Origin of the sequence: Alcaligenes sp. Lyrl_28 (assembly GCF_051948705.1) — a bacterium.
Lineage (GTDB): Bacteria > Pseudomonadota > Gammaproteobacteria > Burkholderiales > Burkholderiaceae_B > Alcaligenes > Alcaligenes ammonioxydans.
Genome location: NZ_JAYJLG010000003.1, coordinates 567,880 through 590,682, shown reverse-complemented (window position 1 = coordinate 590,682; position 22,803 = coordinate 567,880). Strand labels below are relative to the sequence as shown.

The following is a 22,803-nucleotide window of genomic DNA, read 5'->3' as shown; positions in this document are numbered from 1 at the left end:
GAAGAGAAGTGTCCAGGCGTTCACTAAAAAGACGTGCTCTGCAAAACGTCGGCCTCTTTCCAGCCAAAACTTCGTTTTTGCGCCGGTGTGGGCTGGATTCCTTAACCCTGCTCGTCCTGACCGCGTGTAACAATAGCCTGCATGCCGCCTCCTATGAGGACTGGATCAAACAGGCACGCCAAGGCCAATATCAATCTGCCATCGTCGGCTTGCAGCAGTACCAGCAACAACATCCACAAGAGATGCGTGCCCAGCTTGATCTGATGCGCATTCATGCCTGGGCAGGTCAGCCGCAAGAGGTCATCCGTCTGTACGAAAACTGGCCGACCAAGCAGCTTTTGCCGGCCGATGTTCTGCTGTTGGTCGCGCGCGCCCACAAAGATACGCGCCAATGGGCTCCCGCCCAAACCCTGTATCGGGAAGGAGTGCGGCGCTTTCCACAGCAAACGGCCTTCACCATGGGCCTGTGTATGAGCCTGGCCGATGCCGGCCTGACTGCCCAGGCCTTGAGCTGCACCCAGCAACTGAGGCCGGCCACACGTGAAAATACCAATTACCTGCTGACCCGCAGCTACATCTACCGCGCTGCCGGCCAGAACTACGACGCCCTGCGCGTCAGCCAGGATACCCTGGCTGTCCAGCCCGACAAAATCGATGTCATCCGGGATTATGACCAGTCCCTGCATGCCGCCGGCCTACATCGTCAGGCGATGGAATGGCAAACACAGCATCCCGGCATCTTCTCGAACGCAGACATGGCTGACCGTCAGGCCGACTATGCTGCCGAATTGACCCGGCTATCGCCCCAGCCCACACGCACACTGACCGAACGCTTTGTGATTGCCAACCGAGCCATCGCGTTGCAAGACAGGCTGGCTGACAGCGGTAGCTTTCTGGGCAATCCCGCTTTCGCACGCCGCATTCGTGGCGACCGCCTGATTGCTGTGGACGCACGCGAAGACGCCCCCTCGACAGTGGACATTGCCCCCGAACGGGCGGCCCAATATCCGAGCTATGCTTACGCCTCGCTAGGAGCACTGCAACTGCGCGCCCGCCACCCCGAACAAGCTGTGTCCAGCTACGAGCGGGCGTTGGCCGAACCCTCGCTGGACGAAAAAACACGCACACGCTATCAAACCGGATTAGCCTTTTCCTTGCTGGAATCTGGCCGCGAAGACCAGGCACTGGCACTGGCCGAGCGCATGGAGAAAGACATGCCCGCCACTCGCTGGTTACGCGGCAATCCCATCGCCCAGCCCAATCCGGGCTATACCGACACCTTGATTTTAAAAAACTCGCTCTATACCTATACGGGTTTGCTCAAGGACGCACGCGAAAATCTGGCCCAGGCCAGTGCGAAGGCACCGAGTAACGTCAACCTGCGCGTGCCGCTAGCCGACGTTCAGCGCATATCGAGCATGCCAAGGGCGGCGGAACGCAATCTGAAGATCGCCGAAACCTACGCTCCGCGTCAAGAAGACGTCATCATCAGCCAGGCCCAGACCGCCATGGACCTGCACGAATACCGCCAGGCCGAAGAACTATTAGCGTATGCAAAAGCGCACTACCCCACCAATATGCGGGTCACCGAACTGGACAAAGACTGGCAAACCTACCGCAAGAACGAACTGATTTTGCGCAGCGGTTTTGAAAAGAGCAACGGGGGCGATGTCTCGGGCAATGACGGCATACGCACTGAGGCGCAATGGTACAGCGCCCCCATCGACTACAACTGGCGCGTCACCGCCCTGGCCGGGCATCTGGATACCAACGACGAGCTTGGCCACAACGTGTTCTGGCAGGGAGCCGGTCTGGAGTACCGCGGCCGCGACTGGCAGTCGCAATTAATGATCAACAACCAGAACGCGGGCCAGGGCAACAAAATGGGGGCCAGCCTGCAGGTCGATCACGAGCTGAATGATCACTGGAGCATCGGCGGCACCCTGGATTACCGTACCCTGGATATTCCGAATCGCGCTCTGGACGCAGGCATCACGGCCAACCAGGGACAAGTACGGCTGCGCTGGCAAAACGGCCCCGAACAGTGGGTGCAAGCCGCCTACACCGGGACTAAATTCTCTGACGACAACGTACGTCAGAGCCTGCAGATCACCGGTAACCAACGCATCTACACCCGCCCGCGCCTCAAGGCCGACGCCCAGCTGGAACTATGGGCTTCCGCCAACAAAGACGAAGACAGACCCTACTACAGCCCACGACGCGAATATATGGCTGTGCCTGCCCTACGTCTGGAGCACCTGATTTACCAACACTACGACGAGCGCCTGACCCAAGCCCTGACACTGGGTGTGGGCCTACATCACCAAAGCGGCTATGGCAGTGGCGCCGTAGGTTCCGTCGCCTACGAACTGAACTACCAGCACGACCGCGATCTGGAAGTCGGCCTGCGCCTGCAGGCCCTGTCCCGCCCCTATGACGGCCAGCGGGAACAGCAGTACAGCGGCATGGTTGAACTCAAGATCAAATTCTAAGCGGCCACGACAATGAGCACACGAATCCTGCCCCTTCTGATAGTAGCCTTCAGCGCCCTTTTATCCGCCTGCAGCACTAGCCCGCCTGCCCTGTATGTGCCGCCCGAGCAGCGTCGCCTTGAACAACAGGAACAGCCCTGGCGCAACGATGAACTGCTCATCATCGCCTATCACGATGTCGAAGACCGCGACCCCAATCAGGCTTATCTAAGCGTGAGCACCGAGCACCTTCGACAGCAGTTTTCCTGGTTACAGGAGAACGACTATGTGCCGGTCAGCGTGGAGCAAATTATGCGCGCTCGCCTCGGTGTGGAGCCTCTTCCTGAAAAGGCGGTGCTGCTGTCGTTTGACGACGGTTACCAAAGCTTCTATACCCGCGTGTTCCCGCTGCTCAAAGCCTATCACTGGCCTGCGCTGCTGGCCCCGGTCGGCAAATGGCTGGACACCCCCGACAACGAAAAAGTGGACTTCGGCGGACTTTCCACCGAACGCTCGCGCTTTTTGCACTGGGCGCAGGTCAACGAAATGGCCAACTCCGGTTTAGTGGAAATCGGCGCGCACACCCAAAACATGCATTACGGTGCCATCGCCAACCCACAAGGCAATGTTCAGCCGGTGGCTGCCGCGCATCGCTATCTGACCGATCAGAAACGCTACGAGACCGATGCCGAGTACACCGCCCGCTTTCGCGAGGACGTGCGGGCTATCAGCGCCCGGGTCAAACAGCACGCTGGCAAGACGCCGCGCGTCTGGGTCTGGCCCTACGGCCGGATCAGTGGTCTGGGCCTGCAAATTCTGGAGCAAGAAGGCTATCAGATGGCCCTGACGCTGACCGACGGCGTGGCCAACGTCCACGACCTGATGAATATGCCGCGCTATCTAGTGGATAACGACCCGGACATCAGCACCTTTGCAGGCTTTATCACTGCCCGTGAAGACCGTCAGGCCGAACGCGTCGTCCATGTGGATCTGGATTATGTGTATGACCCCGATCCGGCGCAGATGGAACGCAACTTGAGCGCCCTGGTGCAACGTATAGCAGACCTGAAACCACGCAGTGTCTATCTGCAAGCCTTCGCCGACCCCACAGGCGATGGCCTGGTGCGCGCGGTTTACTTCCCCAACCGCCACCTGCCCATGCGCGCCGACCTGTTCAACCGTGCGGCCTGGCAATTAAGTTCGCGCGCCCATGTCAATGTCTTTGCATGGATGCCCGTGCTGGCCATCGAGACGGCCGAGCCGGCGCAACACGTACTGCAATGGCGTGCCGACGGCAGCCCGCCTTCCCTGCCAGCACAAGGCTACCGCCGCCTGTCCCCCTTTGACCCGCGCACTCACCAGATCATGGGCGATCTGTATGAAGACCTGGGACGCAGCGCTATCTTCTTTGGCGTCGTATTCCATGACGATGCCACACTGACCGACTTTGAAGATGCCTCACCCGTCGCCCTGGACGCCTACGAAAAAGCTGGTTTTGGCAGGGACATAGGAGTGATACGCGCCAATCCCGAGCAGTTTGAGCGCTGGACGCGCTTTAAATCCCAAACCCTGATCGACCTGACCCAGGAACTGGCTGATCGGGTGCGCAAACAGCGCGGCCCACAGATCAGTACGGCCCGCAATATGTACGCCCTGCCGGTTCTGCAACCTCACAGCGAACAGTGGTTCGCACAGAACCTGAACGATTTTCTGCAAGCCTACGACTGGACTGCCGTGATGGCCATGCCCCGCATGGAAGGCATCCACGATCAGCATGCCGTGTCCTGGCTAAACGAGCTGGTCGATCAGGTAGCCAGCCACCCAGAGGGCTTGCGCCGCACCGTGTTTGAAGTGCAATCCGTAGATTGGCCCGGCCAAGATCAGCCACCCCGTCCTCTGGACTCCCGCCTGGTGGCCGGCTGGCTCAATGCACTGACAGCAAGAGGGGCGCGACATGTCGGCTATTACCCAGACGACTTTGTCAACAATCAGCCCAAGATGAACGTGATTCGTCCGGAAATCACGATTGACTGGTATCCAACAAAAAATGATTGAACGACTGATCGCCCTATTGGCCCTGTGCCTGATCGTCGGGATCCCTCTGGGAATCACCGTCGCCCTGACGAGCCACCTGCTGCTCTACTTCATCTTCATGTACCCGCTGTTCATGTCGGGCATATGGATAGGCGGTGGCTTGATCTTCTGGTTCCAGCACGAACGCCGCTGGACCTATAAACCACACGCCCCACCCGCACTGGAAGGTATGCCGCTGGTTAGCATCCTGATCCCCTGCTTTAACGAACAGGCCAACGCCCGCCATACCATTCTGTCCGCGCTGAACCAGGTCTATCCCAACATCGAAGTCATCGCCATCAACGACGGCTCTAGCGACCAGACCGCCCAAGTGCTCAACGCACTGAGCGAGGAGCACGACAAGCTACGCGTTGTTCACCTGGCCCAGAACCAAGGCAAGGCCCTGGCCCTGCGCATGGGCGCCATGAGCGCTAGCGGCGATTACTTCGTATGTATAGATGGGGATGCTTACCTGGACCCGGAAGGCGTCAATTACCTGGTCGCCCCCATGCTGCGCCACCCGCAGGTCGGTGCCACTACCGGCAATCCGCGCATCCGCACGCGCTCTACCCTGATTGGCCGCATCCAGGTAGGCGAATTCTCCTCGATCATCGGGCTGATCAAACGCACGCAGCGCGTCTACGGAAAGATCTTCACGATTTCTGGGGTGATCGCAGGCTTTCGTCGCCAGGCCCTGGAGGAAGTGGACTACTGGAGTCTGGACATGATCACCGAAGACATCGATGTGACCTGGAAGTTGCAGTTGGCCGGCTGGCAGGTGTTCTATGAGCCACGCGCACTGTGCTGGGTACTGATGCCCGAAACACTGAAGGGCCTGTTCAAGCAACGTTTGCGCTGGGCTCAGGGCGGTGCGGAAACTTTCCTGAAATACACCCCGCAGGTGCTGCGCTGGGAAAATCGCGGCATGTGGCCGCTCAGTCTGGAATACCTGTGCTCGACTTTATGGAGTTTCGCCCTGGGCGTGGCGATGCTGGTCTGGTTGCTTGGGCTCATGCTCCCCTTGCCCGCTGCAACCCAGATCGACGGCCTTTTCCCGCCCTCGTTCACGGGTATGGTACTGGCCGGCATGTGCCTGCTGCAATTTGCCATCAGCATCTGGATCGACCGCCGTTACGAGCCCGATCTGCCCCTGACCATGTTCTGGATCATCTGGTACCCATTTGTGTACTGGCTGATCAATTTCTTAACCACACTGTGGAGTTTTCCCATGGTCATGCTACGCCTGCGTCGCAAACGCGCCCGCTGGAGCAGCCCTGACCGGGGCATCAAGGAGCTGTCATGATCATTACGACCCAACGCCATCCCATCACTCGCTGGATAGACCGTCTGCTGACCATCGCCGGCTGGTTCGCCTTCAGTTACCTGATCGCCAAAGGCTTGCTCCTATTGATCAATCACTCCATGGACAAAGCCGGCTACAAACAGCTGGACCCGATCTTCCCGACCCTGGCCACCTTTCTATTCTACGGGGCGGTTTTACTGACCAACGGTTTGCTGCTGCTGGCCTGGTCACGCTGGCGGCGGCATCAGCGCCAGCAGCGCCGCCTTCGTCAGGCCCTGTACCGTCACCGCAGCCGCTCGCATCGCGCCAAGCAGCCTCCCTTGCCGCACTTTGACCCCGAGCAGATCGATACCGTGCGCCACAGCCGCATCGTCGTCCTCTACAACGCCCAGGACGGCGCGGTACAGCATGTGGAGGCAGCCCATCCGCTGCCCATGCAGCAGACCACCGGTACCCGCGACGAAAAACCGCTGGCACCGCTGATCTTTCATCCTCGCGCTTACTCCAAACAGCCTACGCCGAATCAGTAGTACCGATGCCAGACAGCCCTGCGCAAGGGTAAACAGCCTAGGGAATGCGGCTCATGTAAATGCAGGTGACCATCTCTACCATAGTCAGTAACGCCGATGTATCAAGCCGTAAGGCGAAGGAACAAGAGGTGCTGCAATGACAAAACCATACCAACAAGGGGCCGTGCTGCTGGCAATGCTGTGTGTTATGAGCAGCAGCGAAGCACAACCTGGCAAAGGCACCGGCAAGCCCAAACCGGCCAACTTCATGGAAGCCATCCAGCAGGCTGAAGTGGTACGCAAGAACCTGTTTGACGATCCGCTCTCGGGCATCGTCATCAACCGCACCGTAACGGTGCAAGGGCACGACTTTTACCGCTACTTCAGCAATCGCTGGCGCGAGCTCAGCGGTGCCAGTCCTTTCACCTTGACGGTGGTGGAACGACCGTCGGCCCGCTGGGGTAGCGAAATCTGGGTCGAATACCGCCGCCAGCGCATGTATCACGCTTTTCTCGCACCCGCGCGCTCCGGCACAAAAAAGACCAGTGAGCGAGCCGTAGATCTGGTTTTGGAAAACGTCAATAAAAGCGAAATCGAACGCGTACTGACCAACAACCCGGACCTTGCACCGGACGAACTTTAATAAGAGAGACATAACGTGAAGACTTTCCTGCCCCTTGCCTCCGCTCTGCTGGCCGGTTCGCTATTTGCCCCCGTCCATGCGACCGAACTGATCTATACCCCTGTCAATCCGAATTTCGGCGGCAGCCCGCTCAATGGGCAGTGGCTACTGAACTCGGCCCAGGTCACCAACAAGCACACGGACCCAGCAGCCGAAGACCTGAGTTCGACCTTTGAGCAGCGCACCCCCTTCCAGGACTTCAACGATCAGTTGGAGCGCTCGGTACTCAGCCGTCTGGCCTCGGCCGCATCCTCCCAGTTTGTGGACAGCAATGGAAAATTTGTACCGGGCACCTTCGAGACCGGCAGCTTTACGGTCAGCGTCGTTGATGTCGGCGGCGGAGCACTGACGATCACCACCACGGACCGGATCACCGGCGCTTCCACTACTTTCCGGGTGATGCAGCCATGATGAGCCCGTTGACCATCCTGAACGCCCGCCCAGCGCGCCTGCTAGGCGTGCTGGCCATGGCTTCGGCCCTGGCGGCCTGTGCCATGCCTTCCACCCCGGCCGACGTCAAAAGTTCCGCCTACCTGACGCCCGCCTCGCCAGCCACGCACGATCTGCTGGAGCTGCCAGCGCCCGCGCAGCGCCTGACCGTGGCCGTCTATGGGTTTCGTGACCAGACTGGCCAATACAAGCCCAATCCGGACAGCTCCTTTTCCACCTCAGTCACCCAGGGAGCCGCTGCCCTACTGGTCAAAGCCTTGCGTGATTCGCGTTGGTTCACTCCGGTCGAGCGCGAAAGCTTACAGGAACTGCTGACCGAGCGGCGCATCGTGCGCGCCCTGGACGGATCGCAAGAAAACGGCCAACGCACCGCCATTAATATCCCCCCGCTGGCCCCGGCCGAAATCATGATGGACGGAGGCATCATCTCCTATGAAAGCAATGTGCGCACCGGCGGCGCGGGCGCACGCTTTCTAGGCGTAGGCCTGTCTACCCAGTATCGGGTCGACCAAGTCACAGTCAACCTACGCGCCATTGATGTACGCACCGGCAACATTTTGCAAAGCGTGTCCACCACCAAGACCATCTTTTCCTACGAAATCCGCCCTAGCGTCTACAAGTTCGTGAACTTCAAAGACCTGCTGGAAATCGAGGCCGGGGTGACCAACAACGAACCGGCTCAGCTATCGGTCAAAGAGGCAATTGAATCGGCGGTTGTGCATCTGATCGTGCAAGGCATGAGGGAAGGTCAATGGCGCCTGCAAAACGAGGCTGACCGTAACAACCCCATCGTGCAGAACTACATGAAGCAAAACGAAACTTACCGCAACCTGCGCACCCAGGCCTCTGTGGTCGATCCTCAAGCCGCGCAAGCCAATACTGCCACAAGTGATGAGGTGCAGACCGCCCCCGTCTCCGGCAGTTGAACACGAGCAGACAGCGCGGTGGTTCCGAGAAGACCGGCCACCGCTCTCTTTCCTGACAACGGTCTTCGACATGCACTGAGGAGAAGTATATGAACGGCAAACTGTCCACATTGGCTATTGCCCTGGGCACCGCGCTGGCCCTGCCCACACTGGCGCTGGCTGACAACGCCACCGTGACGCAGACCGGCAGCTTTAATAAAGGTGTAGTTCTTCAAAACCACAACACCAACGCCAACGCGAGCATCGACGTGAAGGGAGACCGCAACGACGACTACATCAATCAGTGGGACAACGGTACGGTTCGCACTACCGTGAAGGTCATCAACGGCAACGACAACAAGGCCGTGGTGGAACAAAGCCGCAGCGGCGGCAACTCCACGATCACCATCACTCAATCGCGCAATCGCAACGACGCTTTCGCCAGCCAATGGGAGGCCAATGGGTCGCAAATCGGCATCAAGCAATTGCGCTCGGATAACAAGGCGGTTGTGGAACAAGTCCGCAGCGCCGGTGACCAAGCCTGGGTAAACCAAACGGGGCAAATGGGCGACGCCTATGTCAATCAATACCGAACCCGTGACGCACTGGCTGTCATCAACGACAGCGGCGAGCGCAACGACTCGGTCATCGAGCAAAACAACAGCAGCAATGTCAACGCCTTCATTACCCAGTCGGGATACAAAGGGGATGCATACATCAATCAATATAAAAGCACGGGCTCGACGGCCAGCATCACCGATAGCGGCAAGTACGACAACGGCGTGATCGATCAATGGAATGTCTCCAACTCGAACGCCTCTATCGTCCAGGGTGGCGGCCACAAGAATGATGCCACCATCAGCCAAACTGGTACGTGGTGGGGCAATTCGGATCGCCTGCATGCCAGTATTGTCCAGAGCGGCTCGCATAACAAAGCTGTCACTGAACAGACCGGCTACAGCAACGATAGCAACATCATCCAAAGTGGCTTGGGTAATGACGCCTACAACTCCCAAGCAGGGATCGGCAACGATTCCTACATCAGCCAGGGCGGCGGCTATAACCAGGCCGTGGTTACCCAGGTCGGTTTCAACCTGGACTCATCGGTCACGCAGAACGGTTGGGGCAATCGCACCCAAGTGGTGCAAAGCGGCCTGAACCACAACAGCACGGTCACCCAGACGGGTAATTTCAACAATGCGTATGTCAACCAGCATTAACCGGCTAATGTAAGCCACCTGTCAGCGGCAATATGTTATATAGTAGGCGCCGCTGACAACCCTCAAATCATTGATACGTAAGGGATTTAAGGGTTATGGAGCGTAGGAGTAACCCGAATTTATAAGGCTATTCAAATAGCCAATCCGCGCTTTTCGGCACAGAATGACATTTAAAACATCAAGTTTTGACAAATACAAAACATTTTTAACAATTTCAAATAATTCGTCAGCCCTGAGTGCGACTCGCCGCCGGATAATTAGGCCGCACAACGGGTATAGAGAAACGAAAACACACATAACTACCAAAGAAAATGACACATGCAACCCAACAAAAGGCTTATTCAACACAATGACATAGAGCCTATATACGCAGTGAGGGAGATACAAAATGACAACAATTATCGTCGTGGAACCACACACCTTATTCAGGTTAGGTATCATACGACTGCTGGCAGACACTCTGCCCAGCGCGGAACTGCTCAGCATGGACTACGAGTCAATGGAGACAGGTCTGCAAACACGACGTTGTGAGTTGCTGCTATTGTCGGTACCTTCCGCCGAGGCCTGTCTGAAGCTGCTAGCTGATGTACACCGCAGTCTGCAGCCAAGCGCCGTACTCTTGATGGCCGAATCCCACTACGCCTTACCGGCGATTCAGGACATGCCTGCCGGCGTCATGGGGCATTTACTCAAGACCGCCACACCAGAATTGATGGCGGCGTCCATCAATCTCGTGCTGGCCGGCGGCTCCTGTTTTCCATCGCCTGCGCCCCAGCGTCAAACAACGGTAATGGCCACACCAGTCCTCCAGCCAGCGAATCCATTGCCCTTTAAAGCAGAGCCCGACAGGCTGATTACATCCTACGAACCTGAACGCTGGCCACCCGCCAATCGAGAAATCGACCCTCTTGACGAAGCACGGCTACTGGGTCTGACGCCTCGCCAGTACGAGGTGCTTGTGCTATTGGCTCGTGGCATGACCATCAAGGGCGTGGCCCGACAGCTGAATATTTCGTCGGCCACCGCCAAGGCACATGCCGAAACCCTGTATATGCGAATGAACGTACACAACCGCAACGAGGCTGTCTATCGAGCGGTCTCCAAAGGGGCCAGGCTAGGAATGCCCAACACCCACATCGAAAAAGCCTGCTAATCGCAGGCTTTTCAAAATTACAACATACCCAGTTGCAAACGGGCAGATTCGCTCATTCGCTCACGACTCCACGGCGGGTCCCAGACAAGATCAACCGCGGCTTTCTCGACACCCTGAATCGTTTCCAGCTTGTAGCGCGCCTCGTCCGCAATCATGGTCCCCATTCCGCAGCCGGGGGCTGTCAACGTCATTTCCATCGTAATGGAAAAGGTTTCGGGCCCCGTCTTAGTCACGTGACAGGCATACACCAGTCCCAGATTGACGATATCAACCGGAATCTCGGGATCGTACACACTGGACAGTACAATCCAGGCGGCATCTTCAATGGTTTTTTCACTCAGCGGCAGTTCAGGGACAAAGACCTCAGGCTTGTCCTGAGACTCAAAACCCAAGGCATCGGCATCGACGCCCTCAATCCGGTAAAGATTGCCTTCCACCATGACGGTATAACTACCACCCAGCTTCTGGGTAATCGTCGCCGTACACCCCGCCTCGATGGTGACGGGAGCGCCGTAAGGAATGCTCACTGCCGGGCAGTCCCGACTGACCAGCACATCATGTCGTTCAAAGTAACTCATGGCTTGCTTGCGCCTTTATTCCGTTTGCGCGGTTTCTTTGGCCTGATTGATGGCGTTGTGCAGGGTATGCCAGGCCAACGTGGCACATTTAACCCGTGCAGGAAATTCACGCACACCCGATAACACTTCCAGCTTGCCCAGGTCCCGATCTGGATGAGCCTCTGTCAGCATGGCATGCATATCTTGAAAGAGCGACTCAAACTCAGCCAGAGTCAGACCTTTAACAGCTTCGGTCATCAAGGACGCCGACGCCTTGGAAATGGCACAGCCATGACCCACAAAGCTGACTTTCTGCACAATGCCGTCTTCGACAACGGCATACACCGCCAGCTGATCCCCGCACAAAGGGTTGTGGCCATTGGCGAAATGGCTGGCATTTTCTATTACTTCAAAGTTACGCGGGCTACGGTTGTGGTCGAAAATGACCTCTTGGTAAAGCTCGCGCAGCCCGTTGAAATCCTGGCTCATTTAGCCAACTCCAAATAGTTTTTGCGCTTTGCGCAGGCTGCCCAGCAAAGCATCAATATCAGCGTAATCGTTGTACAGGGCAAAAGAAGCACGCGCCGTACCCGGGATGCCAAACCGCGTCATCAAAGGCATGGCACAGTGGTGACCGGCACGCACTGCTACCCCATCCATATCCAGGATAGTACCCAGGTCGTGCGGATGAATACCGTCAACCAGGAAAGACACAATCCCGGCCTTGTGTTCCGCCGTCCCGATAATGCGAATGCCAGGCATGGCCAGCAAGGCTTCGGTGGCGTAATCCAGCAGCAGTGCTTCGTGGTCGGCAATACGCTGCATGCCAATACGCATCAAATAATCGATGGCGGCAGCCATGGTAATGGCACCAGCGATATTGGGCGTCCCCGCTTCAAAACGCTGCGGCACGGGCGCGTAATTGCTTTTTTCAAAGCTGACAGTGGTGATCATGTCACCGCCACCCATCCAGGGTGACATGCTGTCCAAAATGTCGTAGCGCACATACAAGGCGCCCATGCCGGTTGGCCCGTAAAGCTTGTGAGCTGAAAATGTATAAAAATCGGCATCCAGGGCTTGCACGTCCACCACACCGTGGGGGACGGACTGGGCACCATCCACCAGCACCTTGGCGCCGACCGCATGGGCCTGACGCGTCATTTCAGCAATGGGGTTAATCGTCCCCAGCGCATTGGAGACATGGACCACGGCCAGCAGGCGGGTTTTCTCATTGAGCAGTTGCTGGAATGCTTCCTGATCCAGTTCACCATTGTCCAGCACGGGCACCACGCGGATGATGGCGCCGGTACGCTGGGCAACCAACTGCCAGGGCACGATGTTGGAGTGATGCTCCAGACCTGTCAGCAAGATCTCGTCGCCTGCTTTCAAGTTATCCATGCCCCAACTGTAGGCGACCAGATTAATGGATTCCGTGGTGCCACGCGTAAATACAATCTCTTCATCACGCGCGGCATTCAGAAATGCCCGCACTGTACTTCTGGCCTGATCGTACAGCTCAGTAGCATGTTGAGACAGCCAATGCACACCCCGATGGATATTCGCATTGGACTGCTCATAGAATCGCGCCTCGGCCTCAATGACCGAACGCGGCTTTTGCGTCGTCGCACCGTTATCCAGATAGGACAAACGTTGCCCCCGGATCGGGCGGGCTAGGATGGGAAAATCCTCGCGGTGATTCAGCAAACCAGCAGCAGTTACGGGCATAGGCGCATTCATGCAAGATCTCCAAGGGCGAGCCCGCCCGGCAACAACGCATTAATACCGACAGTGGCACGGCTACGCAGGCTTTCAGACGCAATGCGCTCCAAGGACTGGGCGGCAAATGCATAAATCAGCATATTGCGGGCATCTTCCATGCTCATGCCTCGCGAGCGCAGATAGAACAGGCTATCGGCATCCAGTTGGCCCACCGTGGCCCCGTGAGCACACTTGACGTCGTCAGCGTAGATTTCCAGCTCGGGGCGGGAATCTGCCCGCGCCATCTTGGACAAGAGCAAGCTGTCCGAACGCTGTACCGAATCCGTACCATCGGCACCCTTGCCCACCAGCACACGACCACTGAACACACCGCGGGCGGTGTCTGCCAGAATACCGCGGTAGAACTCACGACTTTGGCAGTTGGGCTGGGCATGGTCAATCAGTGTGTTGTGGTCGACATGACGACGACCATCCACAAAGTACAAGCCGTTAAACAAGGTTTCGCAACGCTCGCCGTTGAAAACGGTAGCAATATCATTACGGGCAATACGGGCACCGAAGGACAGCGAGTGCGAATTGAATACCGAGCCGCGACCTTGCTGCACATCGATGGCCGCCAGGTGAAAGTCTTGCAGCGCTTCCTGCTGCAACTTCATGTGCGTCAGATTGGCATCTGGAGCCACGTTCAGACGAGTCACGACGCTGCTCAAGGACGCATCCATGCCGTCCTGACCTACGTAGTGCTCAACCACCGTTGCACTGGCACCCGACTCCAGAGAAATCAGGTTACGTGTGAAGCTGGCGCTGCCCCCTTGGGTGCGAACAAAAACCAAATGGACCGGTTGCTCCAGGTGCTTGCCAGCGGCGATATGCAAGGCGGCACCATCCTGAGCCAAGGCCAGGTTCAAGGCTGCGGTCGAAGCGCCCTGGGACTCATCACCGTAAGCCTGCTGCAACCAATCTGCATCGCGCTCCAGACAGGCGCTGAGCGAAGCCAAACGCACACCAGCGGGCAATTCGTCCAGGTGCGACAGCGCCGCATCGTAGTGACCATCCACAAAGACCAGGAAGTACCCGTCCTCTTGTTGGCGCACCGACGCCACCAGCTCCGCTGCCGATGCTGATTTGCGTGGCGCAAAGCTTTGTTGTTCCAGCAAAGCCAAGGAGGTGTGATGCCAGGCTTCAATGCGTGTGGTTGGCCAGCCTTCTTGTTCGAAACGCTCCAGCGCACGCTGACGCACAGCGCTTAGCCATGGCAGACCGGCTCCAGATGCTTGTGCAGCCTGAGCGGCAAAGCTGTTGACCCAATCCGGCAGACTCATACCGCAGCTCCCTTGGCTTTCTGTTCGGCCTCTGCTTGTTCCAGCACCCAGCCGTAGCCACGCTCTTCCAGTTCCAGGGCCAACTCACGGCCACCGGAACGAATGATCTTGCCACCGGCCAAAACGTGCACAAAGTCAGGCACGATGTAATCCAACAGACGTTGGTAGTGAGTGATCACCAGCAAGGAACGCTCGGGGGAACGCAGACGGTTCACGCCGTCAGCAACCACGCGCAAAGCGTCAATATCCAGACCGGAGTCGGTTTCGTCCAGAATGGCCAGCTTGGGTTCCAGCAGACTCATTTGCAGAACTTCATTGCGTTTCTTTTCACCGCCGGAAAAGCCTTCGTTCACCGAGCGGTACAGAAACTCTTCACGCATACCTACAATCTTCATTTCCTCTTTCACGCGCTTGAGGAAGTCCATGACGTCCAGCTCGGGCAGACCCTGATGACGACGCACGGCGTTCACCGAAGCACGCAGGAAATAGGCGTTGGACACACCGGGAATTTCGATGGGGTACTGGAATGCCAGGAACAGACCGGAACGGGCGCGGTCTTCAATCTTCATTTCCAGCAGGTCTTGACCCAGCCAATCAACCGAACCACCTTCCACGGTGTAGTCTTCACGACCCGCCAGAACCTGGGACAAGGTGCTCTTGCCCGAGCCGTTCGGACCCATGATGGCGTGAACTTCACCGGGTTTGATTTCCAGGTTCAGGCCTTTAAGGATAGGTTTATCTTCAACCGAAGCGCGCAAATCTTTAATCGTCAGCATTTCATTATTCTCCTTAACCTACACTGCCTTCCAAGCTGACGCCGAGCAAATTCTGTGCTTCGACCGCAAACTCCATGGGCAATTCTTTAATCACTTCTTTACAAAAGCCGTTCACGATCATGGAGACGGCGTCTTCGGCTGTCAGGCCGCGCTGCATGGCATAAAAGAGCTGATCCTCTCCAATACGCGAAGCCGTCGCCTCGTGTTCCACACTGGCACTGGGATTCTGCACTTCCATGGTTGGGAAGGTATGCGCAGCGCAGCGCTTGCCAATCAGCAGCGAATCACACTGAGTGTAATTGCGGGCGTTCTCTGCCTTGGGAGTAATCCGCACCAAACCACGATAGGTATTGATGCCCTGGCCGGCCGAAATCCCCTTGGAGATAATCGTGCTGCGGGTATTGCGCCCCATATGGATCATCTTGGTGCCGGTGTCCGCTTGCTGACGGTGATTGCTCAGGGCGACCGAGTAGAACTCCCCTTGGGAGTCATCGCCACGCAGCACCACGCTGGGGTATTTCCAGGTAATGGCCGAGCCGGTTTCAACCTGCGTCCAGGAGATGTGCGAACGTGCGCCACGGCATTCGCCACGCTTGGTGACGAAGTTGTAAATACCGCCTACGCCGTCCTTGTCACCGGGGTACCAGTTTTGCACGGTCGAGTACTTGATCTTGGCGTCGTCCAACGCGACCAGCTCCACGACCGCAGCGTGCAATTGGTTTTCATCGCGCATCGGCGCCGTACAGCCTTCCAGGTAACTGACCGACGCGCCCTCTTCCGCAATGATCAAGGTGCGCTCGAACTGGCCGGTGTCGCGGGCATTGATACGGAAATAAGTGGACAGCTCCATGGGGCAGCGCACCCCTTTGGGGATGTACACAAAGGAACCATCAGAGAACACAGCCGAGTTCAGTGCGGCATAGAAGTTGTCGCTGGGAGGGACCACCGTGCCCAGGTACTTTTTGACCAGTTCCGGGTATTCACGTACCGCTTCGGAAAAGGAACAGAAGATCACGCCCACTTCTTCCAGTTCTTTGCGGAAGGTGGTGGCCACCGAGACCGAGTCAAACACGGCGTCAACGGCCACACCGGCCAGACGTGCGCGTTCGTGCAGGGGCACACCCAGTTTTTCATAGGTGCGCAACAGTTCAGGATCGACCTCATCCAGGCTCTTGGGACCATCGGCCTTGCTTTTGGGCGCGGAGTAGTAACTGATGTCCTGAAAGTCGATTGGCGGGTACTCCACAATCGACCACTTGGGGTACTTCATGGTCAGCCACTGGCGGTAAGCAGCCAGGCGCCATTCCAGCATGAACTCCGGTTCGCGTTTTTTCGCGGACAGGAAACGGATGACGTCTTCGTTCAAACCTTTCGGTATGGTTTCAGACTCGATGTCGGTGACAAAGCCTGCCTCGTAATCACGATCGAGGAAGGTGTCCAGATGTTCGTTGACGGTACTCATTCGGTTAACTCCACGTTGGAGGTGTTCGCCTTGTTTCTGTTTTTCAATTCGGGACCCGGCTTGTGTGTCAGGGGAAACTCGTTAACGGGCACGCGTATCATGTCTGCAACACTGACCTCTTCCAAGGTACGCCGGACAATATCGTTGATACGCTGCCAGTTACTGCGTATGTGGCAGTCTGACTCCACGGAACAGGCTCCAGGAGTGGCAACACATTCAGTCAAGCCAAAGGGCTGATCTTCCAGTGCATCAATAATCTGCGCTACACTTATCTGTTTGGCGGGGCGGCCCAACACATACCCTCCGCGTGCGCCTCGACTACTGATTACCAGTTCATGCTGGCCCAGCAGTTTAAGCACCTTGCTGACAGTTGGTTGGCCCAAACCCAGGATGGCGGCCAAGTCAGACGCACTGAACACACGGTCTGGATCGCCAGCCATGTGTGTCAGCACCAAAGTGCCGTAATCAATGATTTTACTGATTCGCAGCATTCCTTCTCTCTGAACAGGTCGTAGAACTATATAGTACTGCTTTGGTACTATATGGTCAAATTATCCCTGCAGACTTTGCTGGATATTCCACATACGAGCATAGGCGCCATCCAGGGCTAAAAGTTCGTTGTGCGTGCCCTGCTCCACGATCTGGCCACGCTCCAGAACCAGGATCAGATCTGCATCCGTAATCGTGGACAGGCGGTGGGCAATGATCAAGGTGGTACGGTCACGGGCGATCTCATTGAGTTCGGCCTGAATGGCCCGCTCCGTACGCGTATCCAGCGCACTGGTCGCTTCATCCAGGATCAGCACCGGCGGGTTTTTCAGCAAGGTACGAGCAATCGCCACGCGCTGTTTCTCACCCCCGGACAACTTCAGTCCACGCTCGCCCACCACGGTCTCGTAGCCATCCGGCAGGCTTTGAATAAAGTCATGAATACTGGCAGCACGGGCAGCGGCAACAATCTGCTCCTTGCTGGCATCGGGACGACCATACGCAATATTGTGCAAAATCGTATCGTTAAACAGCACCGTGTCTTGCGGAACGATACCAATATGGCGACGCAGACTCTCCTGTGTCCACTCGTTTAGCGCGCGGTCATTAAACAGAATCCGCCCGGCTGTCACATCGTAAAAACGAAACAACAGACGCGACAAGGTGGACTTGCCCGCCCCTGAAGCCCCCACCACGGCCACCGTCTTGCCTGCCGGAATCTCGAAACTCAGGTTCTGGATAACCGTGCGACGCTTATCGTAGGCAAAACTGACGTTCTCAAAACGCACACTGGCCTGCGTACAGGACAACTCTTGGGCATTGGGTGCGTCCGTCACCTCCTGCTTGCGGCGCAGCAAGGAGAACAAACGCTCCATGTCCGCCAGGGAGTTCTTGATCTCGCGATATACAAATCCCAGAAAATTCAGCGGTGCGTACAGCTGAGTCAGAAAGGCCGAGACCAACACCACATCCCCTACCGTCATGGATCCGGCCAACACCCCTTGCGCAGACATGAACAACAAAGCGGTAACGCCAATGCTGATGATTGAGGCTTGGCCGATATTGAGCAGGTTCAGCGATACCTGATTACGGACGGCAGCCTGCACCCACTGACCCATATTCTGGTCATAACGATTGATTTCATATTCCTCGTTGCCAAAATACTTCACGGTTTCATAGTTGAGCAAAGCATCAATGGCACGGGAGTTGGCACGGCTGTCCAGATCATTCATGGTGCGCCGATAACGCATGCGCCGCTCCGTGACCAGCAGGGTAAAGACAATATAAGTCGCAATGGTTCCCAAGGTGACGGCCGCAAAGGTCCAGTCATAGCGCCAGAGCAAAATGCCGCACACCAGGGCGATTTCCAGCAGGGTGGGCAAAATATTGAAAACCAGAAAATTGAGCAAAAAGCTGACGCCCTTGGTGCCCCGCTCAATATCCCGGCTTAACCCACCCGTCTGGCGCTCGGTATGAAAACGCAGTGACAGATCCAGCAGATGCCGAAAGACATTATTGGCAATCAGGCGAACTGCGCCTTGCGTTACCCGTGCAAACAGGGCATCGCGGATTTCCCCCAAGGCACTGGAGGCCAGCCGCACCGCCCCATATCCGAGCAGCGCCGCCACAGGCAGCATCAGCGCCGTAGCCGGCAGACTCAAAGCATCGATGACCTGCTTTAAGTAGATGGGCATCAGGACGGTGGCCACTTTCGCCAGAATCAGGCAGGCCAAGGCCACAACCACGCGGGTTTTGAAACGCCAAACGTAAGGAAATAGAGATTTCAGGGTGCTCAAACCACCGGAGACACCATCAAGCACTTCAGGACGAGGAGGCACACGCAATAGAGTCGCGTTCAGTAGCAAAAGGCCAAAGAACAGCGGACAGGTTCAAAAGAGGTTGCAGCACAAAGCTGAAATCAAGGTCAAACTGGTAGCATGCCCAGTCCACACACAGCCAGACTCCTGAGCTGTCCTTGATACGAATACAACAAAACGATTAGCCGCCTACTTTTCCTGCCAGATGAGCAGGCGTCAGGCAATCATCAAGTATAGCTCCGGGCACCTGACTCCTACACCAAGACCCTAACGCCGGCGTGCTTGTTTCAAGCCACATTGCTCCAAAAAGTGCTGTGCATCCAGCAGCCCGGTGGAACGAATGCACAGGATTGGCGCCCCATTCCCGACATCTCTGCCATTGCAATGAAAATGCTGGCAATCCAGCACTTTGTTACCTTCCGGCCTTCTGCGAAAGGCATACAATACCTGCTTGTCCGAAACGGGTACCCATCCGATCAGAATGGCGCCTGAGACACGGGCAACTGGCTTATAAATTCCTTTACCGTGCAAAAGTCATCCATGCCGTCTTCTTCTTTCTCGTATTCTTCTTCCCTGGATCAGTTAGCCGCACAGGACAGCCAGGCGCTGGATGTGCTGTACGACCAGGAAGCACCCTTGATGCTGGCTTTGGGCCAGGCCGTTTTGGGTCGCCGCATTGATGCTGAAGAGGTTCTGCGCGACAGCTTTGTCCTGTTGTGGAAAAATGCCGCAGGCTACGACCCCGATCTGGGTGAGGGCCGTGCCTGGATTTATAGCATTCTGCGTTTCAGATTGCTGGCCCGTTTACGCCAGCGTACGCAAAGTGGGGATAGCAGTTACGCTTTGCCCGCCATTAAGCCTCAGTCAGGACAACGATTCATTCCCGCCCTGGGGAAACTGGACGGTACCAGTCAACGCGCCATGATTCATGCCTATTTGCATGGCAACAGCTATGAGCAATTAGGCCCTCAACTGAATCGATCCCCCGCTCAGTTGCGCGCCGTGGTTCAGCATGGTCTGCAACAGCTCACCCCTTTAATCAATGAAGGCAATGCCAACGACCCGCGCCATGCCGTCATGATTGGCGAATACACATTGGGCTTGCTTAGTCAGCATGAATTGGCGCAGGCGCACACGCTGATGCAGCAAAATGATCAGGCCGCTCGTCTGGCATTGGCCTGGGAGCAGGCCTGGCTGGAGCTGGTGGATTGTCTGACCCCTACCGTCCCAGCCCCCACCAGTCTGGCGCACATCCACCATACCTTAGGGTTGCCGCCGCCTGCCGCACGCCGTCAGGCAGGCAGCCCGATTAGCCCCGAGAAGGAAGTTCCTGCGTCGCCAGGTGGCGGCGCAGGGGCTATCGCGGCAGCGAACAGCACAGCAGCTAAAACAGAACGTCAGGAACCCAGCATCAAGACCAGCGATGCGATTGACGGCACAGCCAAGCCAGCCATTCGTAATGAACCACGCTGGTCCGCAGACAGCACAAGCGCCACTGACAAGGCCGAGGAGCATGCTCCTCCCTTTCCCACTTTGTTGCGCGCCGACGCTGACCCTGCAGCCAAATCGATGATTCCCACGCCCGACTTGCCCCCTGTCGCGCCGCCCAGAAAAGGGGACAAGAAAAAACCTGCCAACAGCGAAGTGCCCCCCAGCCTGACCAGCGAGAAAAAACCGGCACCCGAGGCCGCAGAGGAAGGAAAAAAAGCGCGTGGCTTTGCAATGCCCTTGCCCCTGCTGCTCGGTGGTTTGGCCGTTGTCGTAATACTAGGTTTGGCCATTGCCCTGTTCATGAACATGAATTCGGAACCACCGGTCAATGTCATTGAAATGAAGCCACGTCAGGCAGCGATCCTACAAGCTCCCGGCCAATCCTCGACGCCTGCCTGGATTGCGACAGTGGACCCGCAAGGAAATGTCCTGCTGGTGCCCAAGGTCAATACCGAAGTTAAAGCCACCCAATCCGTGCAGTTATGGACTCACACGCCCCGTGGGACACAAATCCGCTCCCTGGGTTTGATCGACCCCAATCGTCCCATCACCGTCCCCGCTGCCTTGATCGGCACGGTCGAAGACGAACAGATTTTTGAAATGACGCTGGAAGCCGAGGGAGGCTCCAATAGCGGCGCGCCGGAAGGCCCCGTCCTTTATATAGGCCGCATTGTCAGTTTTGGACAATTGGACAATCTGCCTATCAGCAACAAGGAGGCTAGCTCGTCGGCAACGCGCTCCTGAACGCCGTATCCAGGCGTTCCAGCTCATCAATCTCCGCTGCCGTAAAGCCCGCCTCCAGGCGGGCTTTACGATTGAACGGCCCCCGCAGGCGCGGGGCGCGGTAATGCTGCGCCAGTACACCATAGGTATCGAAATCGGATAAACCCTGCTCCTGGCAGACTTTGCGATACCAGTAGTTCCCCAAGGCCACATGCCCCACCTCATCACGCAAGATGATGGCAATAATGGACGCGGCCTTCTGGTCGCCGGCCTCCAGCAGCTTGCTGTGGACCACCGGACACGCGTCCAGACCGCGCGCCTCCAGAGTTCGAGGCACCAAGGCCAGCCGTGCCAGCAAATCGAAGCGGGTTCGCTCTGCCATCTCCCACAGGCCATCATGGACAGGCAAATCGCCGTAGCGGACCCCCAAGGTTTGCAAATGATCGTTTAACAACTCAAAGTGCAAAGCCTCTTCCACCGCAACTTGCAACCAGCCCGCGTAAAACGAATCTGGCAAGCCGGGGTAACGCCATAACACGTCCAAAGCCAGGTTAATGGCATTGAATTCAATATGCGCCAGGGAGTGCAATAAGGCCGCACGCCCCTGAAGGGTGTGTACTGAGCGCCTGGGCACCTGTTGAGGACTGACAAAACGTAAGCCGGGCGGCCTTCCGGGCACACCAGGTGGCTCATCCAGATGCTCATGCGCCCCAACAGGCAAACCAGGGGGAATGGCTCGAACGGCAGCCAGCTTGGCAGCCGGTTCTTGCACCACCAGGGCTTGTAGAGCTCGACGACGTAGATTCACTGTTCATCCTTCCATGAAAAAAGGCCGGCACCCAGGCCGACCTTCCTTCCCACCGACAATCCGGAATTACTGGGCAGAGCCCGGGTCTGTCATGGCCAGGGCCTGATCCAGCATCGCCTGGATCTGTCCCAGATTGGTGCGCAGGGCTTGCATCTCCTGACCGGTCAGACGTACCGCCGCTTCCTGGTCAAACGGCATATCCGGACCATCGCCCAGACGATTGCGTGCGCCGCTGATGGTAAAGCCCTCGTCGTACAGCAAGCCGCGAATCCGGCGAATCAACAGCACTTCATGGTGCTGGTAATAACGTCGGTTACCACGTCGCTTGACAGGCTTTAGCTGTGTAAATTCCTGCTCCCAGTAACGCAAGACATGGGGCTTGACCAGACAAAGCTCGCTGACTTCACCGATGGTGAAATAACGCTTGGCAGGGATAGGAGGCAAGGTCGCCGTTTTTTCGTTTGTGCTCATGGCCACTGATGCTCATCGACAATAGGAATGATTTTACACGTTCAGTCAGGCAAAACTGTACGCAAACGTACCAGGATTTAGTCCCGCTCATCCTCGGGCGCCACCGGTGCGCCTTCAACGACACTCTTGAGCTTTTGACTGGCATGAAAAGTCACCACCCGGCGCGCCGAAATAGGAATGACCTCACCCGTCTTGGGGTTGCGACCAGGACGCGGGGGTTTATCCCGCACCTGAAAATTACCGAAACCGGACAACTTGACCTCTACACCGTCGGCCAGGGAATCGCGGATCTCAGCAAAGAAGGTATCCACGATATCTTTGGCTTCCCGCTTATTCAAACCAACACGTTCAAACAAGAGTTCTGCCAGGTCCGCTTTGGTCAAAGTACGCTCTACGTTCATT

Annotated in this window: 21 protein-coding genes; 10 read left to right on the top strand and 11 right to left on the bottom strand. The window is 56.9% G+C overall.

Going from position 1 to position 22,803, the window contains the following annotated elements:
• The first annotated feature begins 8 nt into the window (after positions 1–8).
• The 9 genes from pgaA (at position 9) to VF694_RS10525 (ending at position 10,766) form a co-directional block, all read left to right on the top strand.
• The gene (pgaA, locus tag VF694_RS10565) at positions 9–2,492 is read left to right on the top strand and encodes a poly-beta-1,6 N-acetyl-D-glucosamine export porin PgaA (RefSeq protein ID WP_003800315.1); all 2,484 of its coding nucleotides are present in this window, start codon (positions 9–11) and stop codon (positions 2,490–2,492) included.
• Positions 2,493–2,504: 12 nt separating this feature from the next.
• A complete protein-coding gene (gene pgaB / locus VF694_RS10560) occupies positions 2,505–4,526 on the top strand; it encodes a poly-beta-1,6-N-acetyl-D-glucosamine N-deacetylase PgaB (protein ID WP_003800317.1) in 2,022 nt (673 codons plus the stop codon).
• Positions 4,519–5,847: a poly-beta-1,6-N-acetyl-D-glucosamine synthase gene (gene pgaC / locus VF694_RS10555; protein WP_003800319.1), complete on the top strand. Its 1,329-nt coding sequence runs from the start codon at positions 4,519–4,521 to the stop codon at positions 5,845–5,847. The genes pgaB and pgaC overlap by 8 nt, the downstream gene beginning before the upstream one ends.
• Complete coding sequence (pgaD, locus tag VF694_RS10550; RefSeq protein WP_440164306.1) at positions 5,844–6,377, top strand: poly-beta-1,6-N-acetyl-D-glucosamine biosynthesis protein PgaD; 534 nt, start codon at positions 5,844–5,846, stop codon at positions 6,375–6,377. The genes pgaC and pgaD overlap by 4 nt, the downstream gene beginning before the upstream one ends.
• Positions 6,378–6,513: 136 nt before the next feature.
• Positions 6,514–6,999 (top strand): curli production assembly/transport protein CsgE, encoded by a 486-nt coding sequence (locus VF694_RS10545; protein ID WP_440164305.1) that lies wholly within the window; start codon positions 6,514–6,516, stop codon positions 6,997–6,999.
• Between the two features lie 15 nt (positions 7,000–7,014).
• Entirely contained in the window at positions 7,015–7,449 is a 435-nt protein-coding gene (locus VF694_RS10540; protein ID WP_003800325.1) for a curli assembly protein CsgF, read from the top strand.
• Positions 7,446–8,414, top strand: coding sequence for a CsgG/HfaB family protein (locus VF694_RS10535; protein ID WP_003800327.1), 969 nt, complete (start codon positions 7,446–7,448; stop codon positions 8,412–8,414). Before VF694_RS10540 ends, VF694_RS10535 begins: the two co-directional genes overlap by 4 nt.
• An 89-nt stretch (positions 8,415–8,503) precedes the next feature.
• Positions 8,504–9,613: a curlin-associated protein gene (locus VF694_RS10530; RefSeq protein ID WP_440164302.1), complete on the top strand. Its 1,110-nt coding sequence runs from the start codon at positions 8,504–8,506 to the stop codon at positions 9,611–9,613.
• A gap of 388 nt (positions 9,614–10,001) precedes the next feature.
• Positions 10,002–10,766 carry a response regulator transcription factor gene (locus tag VF694_RS10525; protein ID WP_440164300.1) on the top strand — a complete coding sequence of 255 codons (765 nt, stop codon included), beginning with the start codon at positions 10,002–10,004 and terminating at the stop codon, positions 10,764–10,766.
• Positions 10,767–10,783: 17 nt separating this feature from the next.
• On the opposite strand, the gene sufT is transcribed toward VF694_RS10525, so the two are convergent.
• Genes sufT through VF694_RS10485 form a run of 8 tightly spaced genes read right to left on the bottom strand, consistent with a single transcriptional unit; the run spans position 10,784 to position 18,935 of the window.
• Positions 10,784–11,344: a putative Fe-S cluster assembly protein SufT gene (sufT, locus tag VF694_RS10520; protein WP_003800332.1), complete on the bottom strand. Its 561-nt coding sequence runs from the start codon at positions 11,342–11,344 to the stop codon at positions 10,784–10,786.
• A 15-nt stretch (positions 11,345–11,359) separates the two neighbouring features.
• The gene (gene sufU, locus VF694_RS10515) at positions 11,360–11,812 is read right to left on the bottom strand and encodes a Fe-S cluster assembly sulfur transfer protein SufU (protein WP_003800334.1); all 453 of its coding nucleotides are present in this window, start codon (positions 11,810–11,812) and stop codon (positions 11,360–11,362) included.
• The gene (locus tag VF694_RS10510; RefSeq protein ID WP_003800337.1) at positions 11,813–13,060 is read right to left on the bottom strand and encodes a cysteine desulfurase; all 1,248 of its coding nucleotides are present in this window, start codon (positions 13,058–13,060) and stop codon (positions 11,813–11,815) included.
• Entirely contained in the window at positions 13,057–14,364 is a 1,308-nt protein-coding gene (gene sufD / locus VF694_RS10505) for a Fe-S cluster assembly protein SufD (protein WP_003800341.1), read from the bottom strand. The genes VF694_RS10510 and sufD overlap by 4 nt, the downstream gene beginning before the upstream one ends.
• Entirely contained in the window at positions 14,361–15,140 is a 780-nt protein-coding gene (gene sufC, locus VF694_RS10500) for a Fe-S cluster assembly ATPase SufC (RefSeq protein ID WP_440164299.1), read from the bottom strand. Before sufC ends, sufD begins: the two co-directional genes overlap by 4 nt.
• Positions 15,141–15,153: 13 nt before the next feature.
• Positions 15,154–16,602, bottom strand: coding sequence for a Fe-S cluster assembly protein SufB (sufB, locus tag VF694_RS10495; RefSeq protein WP_003800345.1), 1,449 nt, complete (start codon positions 16,600–16,602; stop codon positions 15,154–15,156).
• Entirely contained in the window at positions 16,599–17,093 is a 495-nt protein-coding gene (locus VF694_RS10490) for an SUF system Fe-S cluster assembly regulator (protein WP_003800349.1), read from the bottom strand. Before VF694_RS10490 ends, sufB begins: the two co-directional genes overlap by 4 nt.
• Positions 17,094–17,153: 60 nt before the next feature.
• Entirely contained in the window at positions 17,154–18,935 is a 1,782-nt protein-coding gene (locus tag VF694_RS10485; RefSeq protein WP_059317672.1) for an ABCB family ABC transporter ATP-binding protein/permease, read from the bottom strand.
• Positions 18,936–19,448: 513 nt separating this feature from the next.
• Between VF694_RS10485 and VF694_RS10480 the strand changes: the two genes are divergently transcribed.
• Positions 19,449–21,143: an anti-sigma factor domain-containing protein gene (locus VF694_RS10480; protein WP_301607389.1), complete on the top strand. Its 1,695-nt coding sequence runs from the start codon at positions 19,449–19,451 to the stop codon at positions 21,141–21,143.
• Here VF694_RS10480 and VF694_RS10475 read toward each other — a convergent pair.
• The 3 genes from VF694_RS10475 to VF694_RS10465 all read right to left on the bottom strand — a co-directional run bounded on the left by VF694_RS10475 (position 21,118) and on the right by VF694_RS10465 (position 22,802).
• Positions 21,118–21,930, bottom strand: a complete 813-nt coding sequence (locus VF694_RS10475; RefSeq protein ID WP_003800356.1) for a ferritin-like domain-containing protein — start codon at positions 21,928–21,930, stop codon at positions 21,118–21,120. The genes VF694_RS10480 and VF694_RS10475 overlap by 26 nt on opposite strands.
• Positions 21,931–21,996: 66 nt before the next feature.
• Positions 21,997–22,401: a MerR family transcriptional regulator gene (locus VF694_RS10470; protein ID WP_003800357.1), complete on the bottom strand. Its 405-nt coding sequence runs from the start codon at positions 22,399–22,401 to the stop codon at positions 21,997–21,999.
• A gap of 77 nt (positions 22,402–22,478) precedes the next feature.
• The gene (locus VF694_RS10465; protein ID WP_003800359.1) at positions 22,479–22,802 is read right to left on the bottom strand and encodes an integration host factor subunit alpha; all 324 of its coding nucleotides are present in this window, start codon (positions 22,800–22,802) and stop codon (positions 22,479–22,481) included.
• Position 22,803: the final 1 nt, after the last annotated feature.